The organism is Arthrobacter sp. BI5 (genome assembly GCF_056680065.1).
The window spans coordinates 1,498,929-1,511,962 of the sequence record NZ_CM155264.1 but is presented as its reverse complement, the minus strand read 5'-3'; the positions used below and the strand labels follow the sequence as shown (position 1 = coordinate 1,511,962).

Annotated in this window: 14 protein-coding genes; 3 read left to right on the top strand and 11 right to left on the bottom strand. The window is 70.0% G+C overall.

All coding sequences use genetic code 11. The features are described from left to right. Positions 1-172: 172 nt before the first annotated feature. From AC1MED_RS06860 to AC1MED_RS06850, 3 genes are read right to left on the bottom strand one after another with little or no spacing between them, the layout of a single operon-like run. Entirely contained in the window at positions 173-1,861 is a 1,689-nt protein-coding gene (locus AC1MED_RS06860) for a ribonuclease J (RefSeq protein WP_175323229.1), read from the bottom strand. A gap of 59 nt (positions 1,862-1,920) precedes the next feature. After that, on the bottom strand, positions 1,921-2,829 hold the full coding sequence (dapA, locus tag AC1MED_RS06855) for a 4-hydroxy-tetrahydrodipicolinate synthase (RefSeq protein ID WP_346959781.1): 909 nt from the start codon (positions 2,827-2,829) through the stop codon (positions 1,921-1,923). A gap of 58 nt (positions 2,830-2,887) precedes the next feature. Beyond that, positions 2,888-3,301 carry a hypothetical protein gene (locus tag AC1MED_RS06850; protein ID WP_346959782.1) on the bottom strand — a complete coding sequence of 138 codons (414 nt, stop codon included), beginning with the start codon at positions 3,299-3,301 and terminating at the stop codon, positions 2,888-2,890. Positions 3,302-3,421: 120 nt separating this feature from the next. Between AC1MED_RS06850 and AC1MED_RS06845 the strand changes: the two genes are divergently transcribed. Next, positions 3,422-4,657 carry a heparan-alpha-glucosaminide N-acetyltransferase domain-containing protein gene (locus AC1MED_RS06845; RefSeq protein WP_479786161.1) on the top strand — a complete coding sequence of 412 codons (1,236 nt, stop codon included), beginning with the start codon at positions 3,422-3,424 and terminating at the stop codon, positions 4,655-4,657. A 33-nt stretch (positions 4,658-4,690) separates the two neighbouring features. Here the strand turns inward: AC1MED_RS06845 and AC1MED_RS06840 are convergent, their stop codons facing one another. The 7 genes from AC1MED_RS06840 to AC1MED_RS06810 form a co-directional block, all read right to left on the bottom strand. Beyond that, positions 4,691-5,173: a hypothetical protein gene (locus AC1MED_RS06840; protein WP_479786160.1), complete on the bottom strand. Its 483-nt coding sequence runs from the start codon at positions 5,171-5,173 to the stop codon at positions 4,691-4,693. Continuing rightward, on the bottom strand, positions 5,173-5,931 hold the full coding sequence (gene dapB / locus AC1MED_RS06835; RefSeq protein WP_346959785.1) for a 4-hydroxy-tetrahydrodipicolinate reductase: 759 nt from the start codon (positions 5,929-5,931) through the stop codon (positions 5,173-5,175). Before dapB ends, AC1MED_RS06840 begins: the two co-directional genes overlap by 1 nt. A 75-nt stretch (positions 5,932-6,006) precedes the next feature. Continuing rightward, complete coding sequence (locus AC1MED_RS06830) at positions 6,007-6,483, bottom strand: molybdenum cofactor biosynthesis protein MoaE (protein ID WP_479786157.1); 477 nt, start codon at positions 6,481-6,483, stop codon at positions 6,007-6,009. Further along, entirely contained in the window at positions 6,473-6,985 is a 513-nt protein-coding gene (locus AC1MED_RS06825; RefSeq protein WP_346959787.1) for a MogA/MoaB family molybdenum cofactor biosynthesis protein, read from the bottom strand. The genes AC1MED_RS06830 and AC1MED_RS06825 overlap by 11 nt, the downstream gene beginning before the upstream one ends. Beyond that, positions 6,982-7,497, bottom strand: a complete 516-nt coding sequence (gene moaC / locus AC1MED_RS06820; RefSeq protein ID WP_346959788.1) for a cyclic pyranopterin monophosphate synthase MoaC — start codon at positions 7,495-7,497, stop codon at positions 6,982-6,984. Before moaC ends, AC1MED_RS06825 begins: the two co-directional genes overlap by 4 nt. After that, positions 7,485-8,702 carry a molybdopterin molybdotransferase MoeA gene (locus tag AC1MED_RS06815; RefSeq protein ID WP_479786155.1) on the bottom strand — a complete coding sequence of 406 codons (1,218 nt, stop codon included), beginning with the start codon at positions 8,700-8,702 and terminating at the stop codon, positions 7,485-7,487. Before AC1MED_RS06815 ends, moaC begins: the two co-directional genes overlap by 13 nt. A gap of 26 nt (positions 8,703-8,728) precedes the next feature. Next, positions 8,729-10,321 carry a molybdopterin-dependent oxidoreductase gene (locus tag AC1MED_RS06810; RefSeq protein WP_479786587.1) on the bottom strand — a complete coding sequence of 531 codons (1,593 nt, stop codon included), beginning with the start codon at positions 10,319-10,321 and terminating at the stop codon, positions 8,729-8,731. Positions 10,322-10,470: 149 nt separating this feature from the next. Between AC1MED_RS06810 and moaA the strand changes: the two genes are divergently transcribed. Continuing rightward, a complete protein-coding gene (gene moaA, locus AC1MED_RS06805; protein WP_479786153.1) occupies positions 10,471-11,607 on the top strand; it encodes a GTP 3',8-cyclase MoaA in 1,137 nt (378 codons plus the stop codon). A 7-nt stretch (positions 11,608-11,614) separates the two neighbouring features. Continuing rightward, complete coding sequence (locus AC1MED_RS06800; RefSeq protein WP_479779506.1) at positions 11,615-11,881, top strand: MoaD/ThiS family protein; 267 nt, start codon at positions 11,615-11,617, stop codon at positions 11,879-11,881. Between the two features lie 18 nt (positions 11,882-11,899). On the opposite strand, the gene AC1MED_RS06795 is transcribed toward AC1MED_RS06800, so the two are convergent. Then, positions 11,900-13,033 carry a helix-turn-helix transcriptional regulator gene (locus AC1MED_RS06795; protein ID WP_479786151.1) on the bottom strand — a complete coding sequence of 378 codons (1,134 nt, stop codon included), beginning with the start codon at positions 13,031-13,033 and terminating at the stop codon, positions 11,900-11,902. Between the last annotated feature and the right edge of the window lies 1 nt (position 13,034).

Here is a 13,034-nt window from a genome sequence, read left to right as displayed (position 1 = left end):
CCGCCCGCGTACGGCGTGGGCGGCCGGATTCGGGCTGCCCGGCGGGGTCTTTGAGGGAACGGAAACGGCCTCCCCCGCCGGCCGCCGCCTGGAGGCGGTGCCGGCGCGGAAGGCCGTTTCAGTGCAGCTGTTGCGCTGGCCCGTGACCGGGCGTGCTGCCCGGTTGCGGGGCCTAGGCTTCCAGGACCACCGGGATGATCATGGGCTTGCGGCGCAGCTTGCGGTTGACCCAGGTACCGACGACGCGGCGGACAACCTGCTGGAGCTGCTGCGAGGTGTGGTCCCGGTTCTGCACGGCTTCCTCGAGCGCGGCGTTGATCTTGGGGATGATCTCGTCGAAGACCGAATCGTCCTCGGCCACGCCGCGGGCGTGGATTTCCGGCCCGGAAACCACCTTGCCGGTGGCGCGGTGGATGACCGTGATGATCGAGATGAAACCCTCGTCGCCAAGGGTCTGGCGGTCCTTGAGGTCGGCTTCGGTGACTTCGCCGACGCTGGAGCCGTCCACATAGACAAACCCGACCTCGACCTGGCCCACAACGTCCGCCTGGTGGTCGCGGAGGTCGATGACGGTTCCGTTGTCCGCCAGCAGGATGCTCTCCTCGGGAACGCCCGATTCGAGGGCGATCTTGCCGTTGGCAATGAGGTGGCGCGTCTCGCCGTGCACCGGCATGGCATTGAGCGGCTCGAGGATGTTGTAGCAGTAGAGGAGCTCGCCGGCGGCCGCGTGGCCGGAGACGTGGACCTTGGCGTTGCCCTTGTGGATGACGTCGGCGCCGAGCTTGAGCAGGCCGTTGATGATCCGGAAGACGGCGTTCTCGTTGCCCGGGATCAGGCTTGAGGCGAGGATCACGGTGTCCCCCTGACCGACGACGACGCGGTGGTCGCCGTTGGCCATGCGGGACAGTGCCGCCATCGGCTCGCCCTGGGAGCCGGTGGACATCAGGACCACGCGGTTGTCCGGCAGGTTGTCGATGTTCTTGATGTCGACGAGGATGCCCGCCGGCACTTCGAGGTAGCCGAGCTTCGCGGCGATGGCCATATTGCGGACCATCGAGCGGCCGACGAAGGCTACCTTGCGGTTGTGGTTCGCGGCGGCGTCGAGGACCTGCTGGACGCGGTGCACGTGCGAGGAGAACGAGGCCACGATGATGCGCTTGGACGCCTGGCCGAAGAGCCGGTCCAGGGTGGGGCCGATTTCCTTTTCCGCGGTGGTGAAGCCGGGGACGTCGGCGTTCGTGGAGTCGGACATGAACAGATCCACGCCTTCTTCGCCGAGCTTGGCGAAGTGGCGCAGGTCGGTGATCCGGCCGTCGAGGGGAAGCTGGTCCATCTTGAAGTCGCCGGTGTGCAGCACGGTGCCACCCGAGGTGCGCAGGAATACGGCCAAGGCATCGGGGATCGAGTGGTTGACGGCCACGAATTCGCATTCGAAGGGGCCGAGCTTCTGGACCTGGCCCTCGCTGACGATCTGGGTGTTCGGCTTGATCCGGTGCTCCTGGAGCTTCGCTTCGATCAGGGCCAGCGTCAGCTGGGAGCCGACGATGGGGATATCGTTGCGCAGGCGCAGCAGGTACGGGACGGCACCGATGTGATCCTCGTGGCCGTGCGTGAGGATGACGGCGACGATGTCATCCATGCGGTTCTCGATGTAGGAGAAATCGGGCAGGATCAGGTCGACGCCGGGCTGGGTCTCTTCCGGGAAGAGGACGCCGCAGTCAACGATAAGCAGCTTGCCGTCGATTTCGAAGACCGTCATGTTGCGGCCGATCTCCCCGAGGCCGCCGAGCGGAACGATCCGCAGCGTGTTCTTGGGCAGTTTCGGCGGCGTGACGAGGCCGGGAAGGGCGGTTTGGGTCATAGTGCACTACTTTCCAGGCGGAGCAGGAGGGGTGTTCTCTTCGATCAGGCAGGGCCGGATCAGGAGAAGACGATTCCTGCTTCCGCCAAGTCCTCGCGGATCGTTTCGATCTCGGCTTCGCCCGGCTCCACGAGGGGCAAACGGACAACCGAGTTGGGCAGGACTCCCTGCCACTTAAGAACTTGCTTCGCAGCAACAGCACCCTGGATGTGGGTCATCACTGCACGGACCACCGGGTCCAGTTCGAAATGTATGGTGCGGGCGGTGGCAAAATCGCCTGCAAGTGCGGCATCGATCATCGCACGGTACTGCTTGCTGGCCACGTGTGCCGAGACGCTGACCAGCCCGACGGCGCCGGCCGCCATCCACGGCAGAGTCAGTCCGTCGTCCCCGGAGTAGACATCCAGGTCCGTGTTCGCCATGACGCGGGTGACGGCGGCGAAGTCTGCCTTGGCGTCCTTGAGGGCGATCACGCGGGGGTGGTCCGCGAGCCGGATCATGGTTTCGGGCAGGATCGGAACACCCGCGCGGCCGGGGATGTCGTAGACCATGACGGGCAGGTCCGCGGCGTCGGCAACGGCCTCTATGTGGGCCTGGATTCCGGCCTGGCTCGGCTTGTTGTAGTACGGGGTGACGATCAGCTGGCCGTGGGCGCCTGCCTTGGCGGCGCGCTTCGCCATCTCGATCGAGTGCGAGGTGTGGTTGGTGCCGGTCCCCGCGATGACCTTGGCCCGGTCCCCCACGGCCTCGACGATCACACGGAAAAGCTTTTCCTTTTCGTCGTCTTCCAGCGTGGACGTTTCACCGGTGGTGCCGGAGATAACGAGGGCGTCGTTGCCGTCGTCGACGAGCTTGTTGGCCAGCTCTGCGGACTGCTGATAGTCGACCTCACCGTCGTTGGTGAACGGAGTGACCATGGCGGTCACAAGGGTTCCAAACGTGTAAGAGCGAATGTCAGAGTCAGCCATAGGAAAAACGTTACCCTGTCCCCGGCTTGTTAGGACAATGGCGAGGCAGTGATGCGCGTCAAATTCGGCCCTCCTGCGTGGTGTCGGCCGGCGCTCCGGGGCGTGCCGGCGGCCCGGCACAGTAACGGCCCAGGGCGTCCTCCCGCAGCCCCTCCGCCCACGCGGACAACCGCTGCGCGGCACGCACGTAGTGGAACAGCTCGGTGGGGGTGAGCGCCTCGAGGTCGGTCTCCGCGAGCCGGCGGGCCAGCTCGGCGCCGGGCGCCTGGGCGGACAATGAGGTGCCCTCCTGGTGCCATTGGACGTCCTCCGCCGACTCTCCGGCGACCAGCCGCCGGAAGAGGAAGTCCACCACACCCGGGCTCATGGCCTTCAGGACACCGGCCGGGGTGAGCGCAGCGGCCGACCGGCCGCCGGCCGTACCGGCAGGAAGGGAAGAAGCGGCCCGGGCCGGGTCTGATGCGTTGTTCATGCCGTTCATGATATTCGAACATATATTCGAATACAAGGCCTTGGGCTGGACCCGTGGACACGCCGGTCGGCACCAGCCCTGGGGCGGTCCGGGGCCGGCCGGACGTGAGACGATCGGAGAATGACCTCGCGCGGTATGGCAACGACTTCAAAAACCGCCAGGGCCAAGGCGGCGGCGCCCCGGCTGACCGGCGTAGACGCGGCCCGCGGGCTGGCGCTGCTGGGCATGATGGCAACCCATGTGCTCCCGACCTTTGGATCGGACGCGCAGCTCACCCCCACCTGGGTCGGTCTGGCCTTCTCCGGCCGCGCGGCCGCACTCTTTGCTGTGCTTGCGGGGATCGGGTTGGCGCTGTCCACCGGAAAGGAGCGGCCGCTGGAGGGTCCGGAATTGTGGGCGGCCCGCCGGGGCATCGCCCTCCGGGCACTGGTGGTGGCCGCGGTGGGCCTCACCCTCGGCGGCCTGGAAGTCAACATCGCGGTCATCCTGGTCCACTACGCCTTGTTGTTCCTTTGTGTACTGCCGTTCCTGGGCCTGCCCTCGAAACGCCTCTGGGGACTGGCGGCGGCGTGGCTGCTGGCCTCCCCGGTCCTGGCCTATCTCCTGCGGCCGTGGCTGCTGGCGGCGGATCCGCCGCTCCGGCTCCGCCACAACCCCGGCTGGGAGGACCTGACCACGCCGGCCCGGCTGCTCGGCGATGTATTCCTGACGGGTTATTACCCAGTGCTGCAATGGCTCGCCTACCTGCTCATCGGCCTGGCGATCGGCCGGCTGGCGCTGTCCACGGCGGCTGTTCCGTTGCTGTTGCTGGCGGCCGGAAGCATCGCCGCGGTGCTCGCCAAGTGGCTGAGCCAGGTGCTGATGGAGGACTGGGGCGGCCGCGCAGCGCTGCAGCAGCAACTGGGCGACCCGGCGTACCCCTTGGCGAGCCTGCTGCAGGTAAACCTCGCGGGCATCGACCAGTCTGGTTCCGCGTGGTGGCTGGCGTCAAGCGCCCCGCATTCTGGCACCACGCTGGACCTGCTGCACACCTCGGGGGTCGCGGCCGCGGTGGTGGGTCTCTGCCTGCTGCTGGGACGGCTCGCCGACTGGGTGCAGCTGGACCTGTTGCTCCCGTTGCGCGGCGCCGGGGCGCTGACCCTGAGCTTGTATACGGCGCACGTGTGGTTGATGGCGTCCCTGTACGGCCGGCCGCTCCCCGCCGGCTGGAGCGTGGAGGGCCTGTACTGGGCGCAGGCCATGGCCGCGCTGGTCATCGGCGGTGTCTTCGCGGCACTGTCCTGGCGCGGGCCCCTGGAGTGGGTCGGCCACGGCGCTAACCAGCTGGGCCGCGGCCTGCGGTCCGGAAACCGCTAAACGAGGAACCGCTAAACAACGAACCGCCGGGCGCTAGGCGCCGGGCGACCCGGCGCGGAACAGCCGGACGGCGTCGCGCATCGAGGCGCGGGCCCGCTTGCGGTCCCCGGCGGCGTCGTAGGCGCAGCTGAGCCGGAACCAGGACCGCCAGTCCCCGGGGGCGGCCTCGGCTTCAGCCCGGTATTTCTCAAACTCCAGATCCGCGGCGTCGCGGATGATCCGGCCGGCGGGGGTGCGCGGCAGGGTATCCTCCGGCAGGCCGCCTTCGGCTTCCAGGATCTTCGCCAGCCGTTCGGTCCGGGCGCCGAACAAGAGCTCCCGCACCAGCGCCCAGGCCCCCACCACCGGCAGCACCAGGTAGGCCAGGCCAAGGGCCTTGGCCACTGGGTTGGGATCGGAGAGCAGCAGCACCGAACGCTGCAGGGACACCACCAGGTAGAACACCAGCAGCAGCGTCACGGCCGCCACCCAGATCTTGGTGCGGTTGGCCTTGAAGGACGCCAGGACGCTGGCCATCAGAGGCCCAGGTCCAGGTAGCCGTCCAGGCCCACAGTGAGTCCGGGATGCGCGGCGACGTTGCGCACGCCCAGCAGCACGCCGGGCATAAAGGAAGCGCGGTCGAAGGAATCGTGGCGGAAGGTCAGCTGCTCCCCCGGCCCGCCCAGCAGGACCTCCTGGTGCGCCACAAGGCCGCGGAGCCGGACGCTGTGGACACGGACGCCGTCGACCTCGCAGCCGCGCGCTCCGGGGCGTTCGCTGCTGGTTGCATCCGGGCTGGCCGCGACGCCGGCGCCGGCGCGCTCCGCAGCGATCAGCTGTGCGGTGCGCACCGCGGTTCCGGAGGGAGCGTCCACTTTTTCCGGGTGGTGCAGCTCGATGATTTCGACCGATTCGAAGTAGCGGGACGCCTTCGCGGCAAAGGCCGATGCCAGGACCGAGCCGAGGGCGAAGTTGGGGGCGATGAGGACGCCGACGCCGGGCTGGCCGGCGAGCTGCGCCTCGAGCCGTTCCAGCCGTTCAGCGTCCCAGCCGGTGGTGCCGACGACGGCGTGCATGCCGTGCTCAACGGCGAAGCGGACATTCGCTTCGGTGCTGTCGGGCACCGTCAGGTCCACGACGATGCGGGCGCCGGAATCCACCAGGGTATCGAGGGAATCGCCCCGGCCCAGGGCCGCGACGAGCTTCAGGTCTTTGGCGTCTTCCACGGCTTTGACGGCCTCGGCGCCCATGCGCCCGTTGGCGCCCAGAACGGCGACGGCGAGTTGTTCGGTCATGGCATCAACCCTACCGCCGGGGCGCGGCCCGGCTGGAACCGGGTCCCTTGCGTTACCCTGCCGCCGGAGCAGTGGCTACTCCCCCGCACCGACCCACTCGACGGTACCGTCGGTGAAGAACTGTTCCTTCCAGATCGGAACCTGCTCCTTGATCCGGTCCACCAGCTCGGAGCACACCGCGAAGGCCTGCCCGCGGTGCGCCGCCGACACCGCACAGACCAGGGCGGGATCGCCGATCTCCAGCGGCCCGGTCCGGTGCGCAGCCCAGATCCGCACCGGCTGGCCCGGCCGGCCCGCTCCGGATGCCCCGGCCGCCGACTGCTCGGCGACCAGTTGCGCGACGACGTCGGCCAGCACCTGGTGCGCCGTGGGGTGTGCGCTGTAGCTGAGCCGCTGCACCGGTTTGCCGCCGTCGTGGTTGCGAACGACGCCGCTGAAGCTCACCACGGCGCCGGCGGTGTCCGATTCGACCGCGGCGATGGCCTGCTCCACCGAGATGGGCTCGGCGCTGAGGACGGCGTGCACGACTTCGAAGGCTGATTCAGTGTCCATGGCTGCCTTCCAGCTGGTCGCAGAGGTGTCCGATGATCGGGTCCAGCACGCCCAGGCCGTCCATGACGCCCTTCGGGGAGCCGGGGAGGTTGACGATGAAGGTGCTGCCGGCGGCGCCGGCGTGGCCGCGGCTCAGCATCGCCGTCGGGGTCTTGGCCGTGCCCGCGCTGCGCAGGCCTTCCATGATGCCGGGGATTTCGCGGTCCAGCAGCGGCAGCGTCTGTTCGGGGGTGGCGTCGGTGGGGCTGAGGCCGGTGCCGCCGCTGGTGATGATCACGGCGGGGTGCTGGGTCAGCAGCGCGCGCAGGGCGGCGCCGACGGGCTCGCCGTCGGGAACCACCAGGGCGGGGAACGGCTCGAATCCGTGCTCGGTCAGCCAGTCTGCGATGACGGGACCGGTGAGGTCTTCATAGACCCCGGCCGCGGCGCGGGTAGAGGCGATCACGATGCCGGCCTTCCGGCCGGTGGCGTCGCCGTGGCGGTGCGGTTCGATGCTGCTCACAGTGTCCAGTCCCCGCTCTTGCCGCCGCTTTTGGCGAGCACCTTGATGTCCGTCAACACCGCGTGCTTGTCCACGGCCTTGATCATGTCGTACACACTCAGGGCGGCAACGGACGCCGCGGTGAGCGCCTCCATCTCCACCCCGGTCACGCCGCGGGTTTTGACCGTGGCGAAGACGGTCACGGACTCGGCGTCGAGCTCGAAGTCGACGGTGACCTTGGTGATCGGCAGCGGGTGGCAGAGCGGAATGAGGTCCGGTGTTTTCTTGGCGGCCAGGATCCCGGCCACCCGTGCGACGGCCAGCGCATCGCCCTTGGGCAGTTCGCCGGATCCGAGCAGGGCCAGGACCTCAGCGGTGCTGTTCACGGTGGCGGTGGCGGTGGCTTCCCGCGTGGTCTCGGCTTTGTTGGACACGTCGACCATCTGCGCGGTGCCGTCCTGCCGGAGATGGGTCAGCGCGGGCTTGTCCGGGTGCTCTGGTGTGTTGTTCTCTGCTGCGTTCACAGGATCCATACTTCCACCTCGTCGCCCCCGGCGAGCGCCGCTGTTCCCGCCGGGACGTGCACAAGGGCGTTGGAGTGCGCCAGGGCGTGCATCAGGTGTGATCCCGCGCCGCCTTCCAGCCGGACCGTTCCGTCCGGGCCGAGCGTGCCGCGCCGGACCTGGTGTTTGGCTTCCGGGGAGGCCAGGGCTTCGGCCAGCCGGGCGCGGATCACGGTGCGCGGCGCCGGCGAGCCGAACAGGTCCGCCAGCACCGGCCGGAGGAACATTTCGAAGGAGATGAGGCAGCTGACCGGGTTGCCGGGGAAGCCGAGGACCGGGACGCCGTCGAAGGTTCCGATGCCCTGCGGGCCGCCCGGCTGCATGGCCACCGGGCCGAACTCGACGTCGTGGTCCGCCAGTGCCTGCCGGACCACCTCGTAGGCGCCCTTGCTGACTCCCCCGGTGGTGACGATCAGGTCCACGCCGGGCGCGTGGCGGCGCAGCAGCTCCTCCAGTTCCCCGGGGTTGTCGGCGGAGATGCCGGTGCGGGTGACGTGGAGGCCTGCCTGGCGCAGGGCGGAGTCGAGCAGGGTGCCGTTCGCGTCGTAGATCTTGCCTGGCTGCAGCGGGCTGCCGGGTTCCACCACCTCGTCCCCGGTGGTAACCAGCAGGACCCTCGGCACAGAGTGCACCGGTACCTGACTCAGGCCCAGCGCGGCCAGCAGCCCCAGCTGGCCGGGTCCCAGGAAGGTGCCGGCGGCGAGGGCAGTTTCCCCGGCGGCAATGTCGCTGCCGGCCGCCCGCACGTAGTTCCCCGCCGGGGCGGCGGGGAGGCGGACGGTGGCGGTTTCCCCGGGGGCGGGGAAGGAATCCGGAACGGCCTGCTCGATGGGGACGACGGCGTCGGCGCCGGCCGGGATCATGGCGCCGGTCATGATGGGCGCGGCGGTGCCGGGAGCAAGTTCGGCGGGCTCGGCGCCGGCCGGAACGGGCGCGGCGACGCGGAGCTCGGCGCCGCCGTCGGGCACCTCGGCGCTGCGGATCGCGAAACCGTCCATTTGCGAGTTGGCGAAGGGCGGGAGGTCCAGCGGGGCCAGGACGTCGGAGGCCAGGCCGCGGCCGAGGGCGTCCCCGAGCGGCACCGTGTCGATGCGGGCGGCGAGCGGTGCCAGCAGGGCCCGGACTTTGTCCCGGTGCGCTTCCACGGTGACGGGCCTGTTCGCGGTGCGGTGCATACGTTGTTGACCTTCGGCTCGGCGGGCTAGGACTTCACGTCCACTGTAACTGTGTGGTAGCCGGTGGCCCCGCTGGGCGCCGCCGGGGCGCGGTCCTCCACTTGCGGGACGCCGGCGAGGTCGGTGGCACGGACCTGGACCTCGTACTGTCCCGGGTCCAGCGGTAGGGTGAGCTTCCACTGGCGCCAGGTGTCCGTGGAGATCGCCGGTGCCAGCTCGGCCTGTTTCCAGTCGCCGCGGTTGACGCGCACTTCCACTGTGCCGATGCCGCGGTGCTGGGCCCAGGCCACGCCGCCAAAGTCCACCTGCCCCGCGTTCACGCTCCGGCCGGCCCGCGGCACGTCGATCCGCGACGACGTCTTGATGGGTCCGCGCTCGCTCCAGCCCCGGGGAGTCCAGTAGGCGACGTCGTCGGCGAACCGGGTGACCTTCAGTTCGGTGACCCATTTGGTCGCCGAGACGTACCCGTAAAGTCCCGGCACGACGAGCCGGACGGGGAAACCATGCTCGAGCGGCAGCGGCTCCCCGTTCATGCCCACCGCCAGCAGGGCGTCGCGGGTGTCCGTGAGCACCTCCAGCGGTGTCCCTGCGGTCCAACCGTCGGCGCTGCGCGAGAGCACCATGTCCGCTCCCGGTTGCGGGCCGGCTTGGGCCAGCAGCCCGCGGACCGGCCAGCCGAGCCAGCGGGCGTTGCCGATCAGGTCGCCGCCCACCTCGTTGGAGACGCAGGCGATGGTGATGTACCGCTCGGTGAGGGGCTTGGCCAGCAGGGCGTCGAAGTCGAGTTCGAGCTCGCGGTCCACCAGGCCGGTGACCTTGAGCCGCCATTCGCGGGGATCCACCAGCGGGACACGCAGGGCGGTGTCTATCCGGTAGAAGTCCTTATTCGGAGTGACCAGGGGGTCCAGTCCCGCCAGGGACAGCTCGGCCCCGGCGGGTATCGCCGGGGCGCGCGAGGCCGGGACGGGCAACGCGAGCTTGCTGCGCAGCCCGGTGACGGCCGCGGCGGCGCCGCGCAGGATGGACGCAAGGACCCCGCCGGCGGCGGCGATGACCGTGGTCACCGCCAGGGCCTGCAGGAAGCCGCGGCGGGCGGGGCGGGATGCGGGTTGGCCCTCGGGGTCCCTGTCTGCGGGTGCCTGACCGGCGGGTGCCGGCGCGGCGGGTGCCTGGCCGGCGGGGTCCCCATCGGCGTCGGACCACTCGGTGAGCCGGCGGACCAGCCAGCGCAGCAGCACCACGCCCAGGGCGGCGGCCAGCAACGGCCCCGGGACGGCAGTGGCACCCGCCTCCGCCCGGGTCAGCACGGCCGCGACTCCCACCAGCCCGAAGACGGCGATCACGGCCAGCCCGGCGAAGCGGCGGCGCCATTCGAGCACTCCGGCCAGTGCGGCCAGCACCGCGATCACCAGCGCCATCCCGCCGAGCAGGGCCAGTTTGTCCGCCGTGCCGAAAAGCGAAATCACCCAGTCTTTGACGCCCGGCGGGACGGCGTCGATCACCGCGCCGCCGACGGCCGTCACCGGCGAGACCGAAGGACTCAGCAGCCCGGCAGCAAGTTCGCCGACGGCGACGCCGGCACCCACCGCCACCACGCCGGCCGCGGCGGCCCACCGCACCGGGCGCCGCGGAACGGGCTGCGGTTCTCCGCCGGTAGCCGCTGCCGGAGCGGTCGGAGACGTGTTCACGCCTCCAGCATAAGTTCGTTGGCGCCAGTTCGTTCTCGCCGGGGCGTGATGCCCGGCCCGCAGTGGCGTAGCCTGACATTATGAGTGTTCAGCTTGGCATGCCCCAGCCCCGCGCGGAAAGCGGCCCCGTCGCGGGCGTCCCGGCGCCACAGCCGGCCGGACGCCCGGCCGGAATGCCTGCCGGACTGGTGGACCGCTACGGCCGCCGGGCCACCGACATGCGGCTCTCCCTGACCGACAAGTGCAACCTGCGCTGCACCTACTGCATGCCTGCCGAAGGCCTCGAGTGGCTGGCCAAGCAGGCCGTCATGTCCGCGGAGGAAATCGTACGGATCGTCCGGATCGGCGTCGAACAACTGGGTGTCCGCGAACTCCGGCTCACCGGCGGCGAACCGCTGGTGCGGGCCGACCTGCTGGACATCATCTCCGCCCTCCGCCAGGCCCACCCGGACCTGCCGATCTCGATGACGACCAACGCCGTCGGCCTGGATAAAAAGGCGGCCGGCCTGAAGGCCGCCGGCCTCACCCGGATCAACGTCTCGCTGGATTCGCTGCACGAGGAAACCTTCACCAAGCTGACCCGGCGCCCGTTCCTGGACCGCGTCCTCGCCGGCGTGGACGCCGCCTGGGCCGCCGGACTGGGGCCCGTGAAGCTGAACGCGGTGCTGATGCGCGGCATCAACGACGCCGAGTCCCCCTCACTGCTGGCCTGGGCCCTGGACCGCGGTTACGAACTGCGCTTCATCGAACAGATGCCGCTCGACGCCGACCATGGCTGGACCCGCCGGAACATGATCACGGCCGCGGAGATCCGGGGCCTGCTCTCCGTCGACTACGTGCTCAGCGCCGATCCGCGGGAACGTGACGGCGCCCCGGCCGAGCGTTTCGAGGTCCGCGCCCGGGTGCCTGGCACGGACCAGGCTACCGGCCCCGTGCTGGGCACGGTGGGGATCATCGCCTCGGTCACCGAACCGTTCTGCGCGGACTGCCGCCGGACCCGGATCACCGCGGAAGGCAAGATCATGAGCTGCCTGTTCTCCCACGAGGAGACCGACCTGCTGGGGCTGCTGCGCGGCGGCGCCAGCGACGAACAACTCGCCGAGCGCTGGCAGGACGCCATGTGGCTCAAGCCCAAGGCGCACGGCATGGACCACGTCGGACTGGACGCCCCGGACTTCGTCCAGCCGGACCGCAGCATGAGCGCCATCGGAGGCTGAACCACCCGTGAACGTACGTTACTTCGCTGCCGCGCGCGCTGCCGCCGGTATGGACGAGGAAAAGTTCGAGCTGCCCGACGGCGCCAGGCTCGCCGAGCTGCTGGAGGCGATTCTCGCCGTCGAACGCCCCGAGCCGCCGGCCGGCACCCCGCCGCTGGCCCGCATCCTGTCCCGCTCCAGCTTCCTGCTCAACGAGGTGGCGGTGCGGAACTCGTCGCCGGTGCTGGGTCCGGACGACGTCGTCGACGTGCTGCCGCCGTTTGCCGGCGGCTAGCCACACCTCACCTGGTCCTCACTGTCCGTCAGATGCTGCGGCGGCCGGAGCCGACACGGCCGCGGCTCCAAGGGCCAGGCCCAGCAGCGCAGCCCGGCTCCGCACACCGCAGGCCACGAAGAGTGCCTTGAATAAGTCCTGCACGGTGTAGGGGCGGATCTGCAGGGCAGCTGCCAGCTCAGAGTTGCTGAGGCCGCCGGCGGAGAGCCCCAGCAGCCGGTGCTGCTGCGGCGTCAGCGCAAAGCAGCGCGCGAACGCTTCCAGCCGGTCCGCCGCCGGGCAGTCCTGGATGGTCACCGCGAGCGAAGGCGTTGCCCCCGTCCCGGGGTCCATCCGGGTGGAGCGCAAAAGAGCCCAGCCACCGCGCCCCACCGGCACTCGGGACATCGCCGGGTGGGCGTCCACTCCGGCTTCCTCCGCGAGGAGTTGGGCGGCGACATTCAGGACCTCAGCGTGGATCCCTTCGTAGGGCCGGGGCCCGCGCTGCAGCAGCCCCAGCCAGTCGGCGGCCGATGCGGTCTGGCCCGTCACGGCGAGCCGCTCGTCGAGGACCAGCACGGCCTGCGGCGGCAAGGACTTGCCGCCGCCCGCCCGGACCGCGGCACCGACGTCGACACCCTGCCGCCATTGTGCCGCCCGGCTCCGCCGCAGGCCGGCTGCCACCAGCGGGGCCGCCGTGGCCAGGAAATCGGTCTCCGGTTCGGAAAATGTGCCTTCGTCTCCGCCACGCCACACGTCGAGCCAGCCCCAGCACCCGTGTTTATCGGCGAAGACCACGGACAGCACGTCCGTCACCCCGTAGCGGCTCAGCAGCCCGTTCCAGAGCCGGCTCCGCGCCGGCTGCCCGCCGGTGGCCACCAGCAGGGTCGTCGCCGGCCGGCGCTGGCCCATCAGGGAGGTCCAGCGGGCATCCGCCGTCAGGTACTTAAGCCGGATCAGTTCAGGCAGCTCCTCCGGACAGGGAATCCTGGCCATCGGCGAGATACCGGTGGCCGATTCCGGGTCTGTCAACGGCCAGGCATAAGCGCTGAAGGGCACCATCCTTCCGAGTTCAGCCAGTAATCCCCGGCGCAGCTCATGGTCATCCAGCACGTCGCGGCAGAGGTTCCCGATGCGTTCCAGACTCCGGCTCAGCGCCCAGCTGGTGGTCATG

Bases quoted from the DNA above. Each gene is read 5' to 3' on its own strand.
- AC1MED_RS06830 (WP_479786157.1), bottom strand. From the start codon at position 6,483: ATGGACACTGAATCAGCCTTCGAAGTCGTGCACGCCGTCCTCAGCGCC.
- moaC (WP_346959788.1), bottom strand. From the start codon at position 7,497: ATGGATCCTGTGAACGCAGCAGAGAACAACACACCAGAGCACCCGGAC.
- AC1MED_RS06840 (WP_479786160.1), bottom strand. From the start codon at position 5,173: ATGGCCAGCGTCCTGGCGTCCTTCAAGGCCAACCGCACCAAGATCTGG.
- AC1MED_RS06845 (WP_479786161.1), top strand. From the start codon at position 3,422: ATGACCTCGCGCGGTATGGCAACGACTTCAAAAACCGCCAGGGCCAAG.
- AC1MED_RS06795 (WP_479786151.1), bottom strand. From the start codon at position 13,033: ATGACCACCAGCTGGGCGCTGAGCCGGAGTCTGGAACGCATCGGGAAC.
- AC1MED_RS06815 (WP_479786155.1), bottom strand. From the start codon at position 8,702: ATGCACCGCACCGCGAACAGGCCCGTCACCGTGGAAGCGCACCGGGAC.
- dapB (WP_346959785.1), bottom strand. From the start codon at position 5,931: ATGACCGAACAACTCGCCGTCGCCGTTCTGGGCGCCAACGGGCGCATG.
- AC1MED_RS06860 (WP_175323229.1), bottom strand. From the start codon at position 1,861: ATGACCCAAACCGCCCTTCCCGGCCTCGTCACGCCGCCGAAACTGCCC.
- dapA (WP_346959781.1), bottom strand. From the start codon at position 2,829: ATGGCTGACTCTGACATTCGCTCTTACACGTTTGGAACCCTTGTGACC.
- moaA (WP_479786153.1), top strand. From the start codon at position 10,471: ATGAGTGTTCAGCTTGGCATGCCCCAGCCCCGCGCGGAAAGCGGCCCC.
- AC1MED_RS06850 (WP_346959782.1), bottom strand. From the start codon at position 3,301: ATGAACAACGCATCAGACCCGGCCCGGGCCGCTTCTTCCCTTCCTGCC.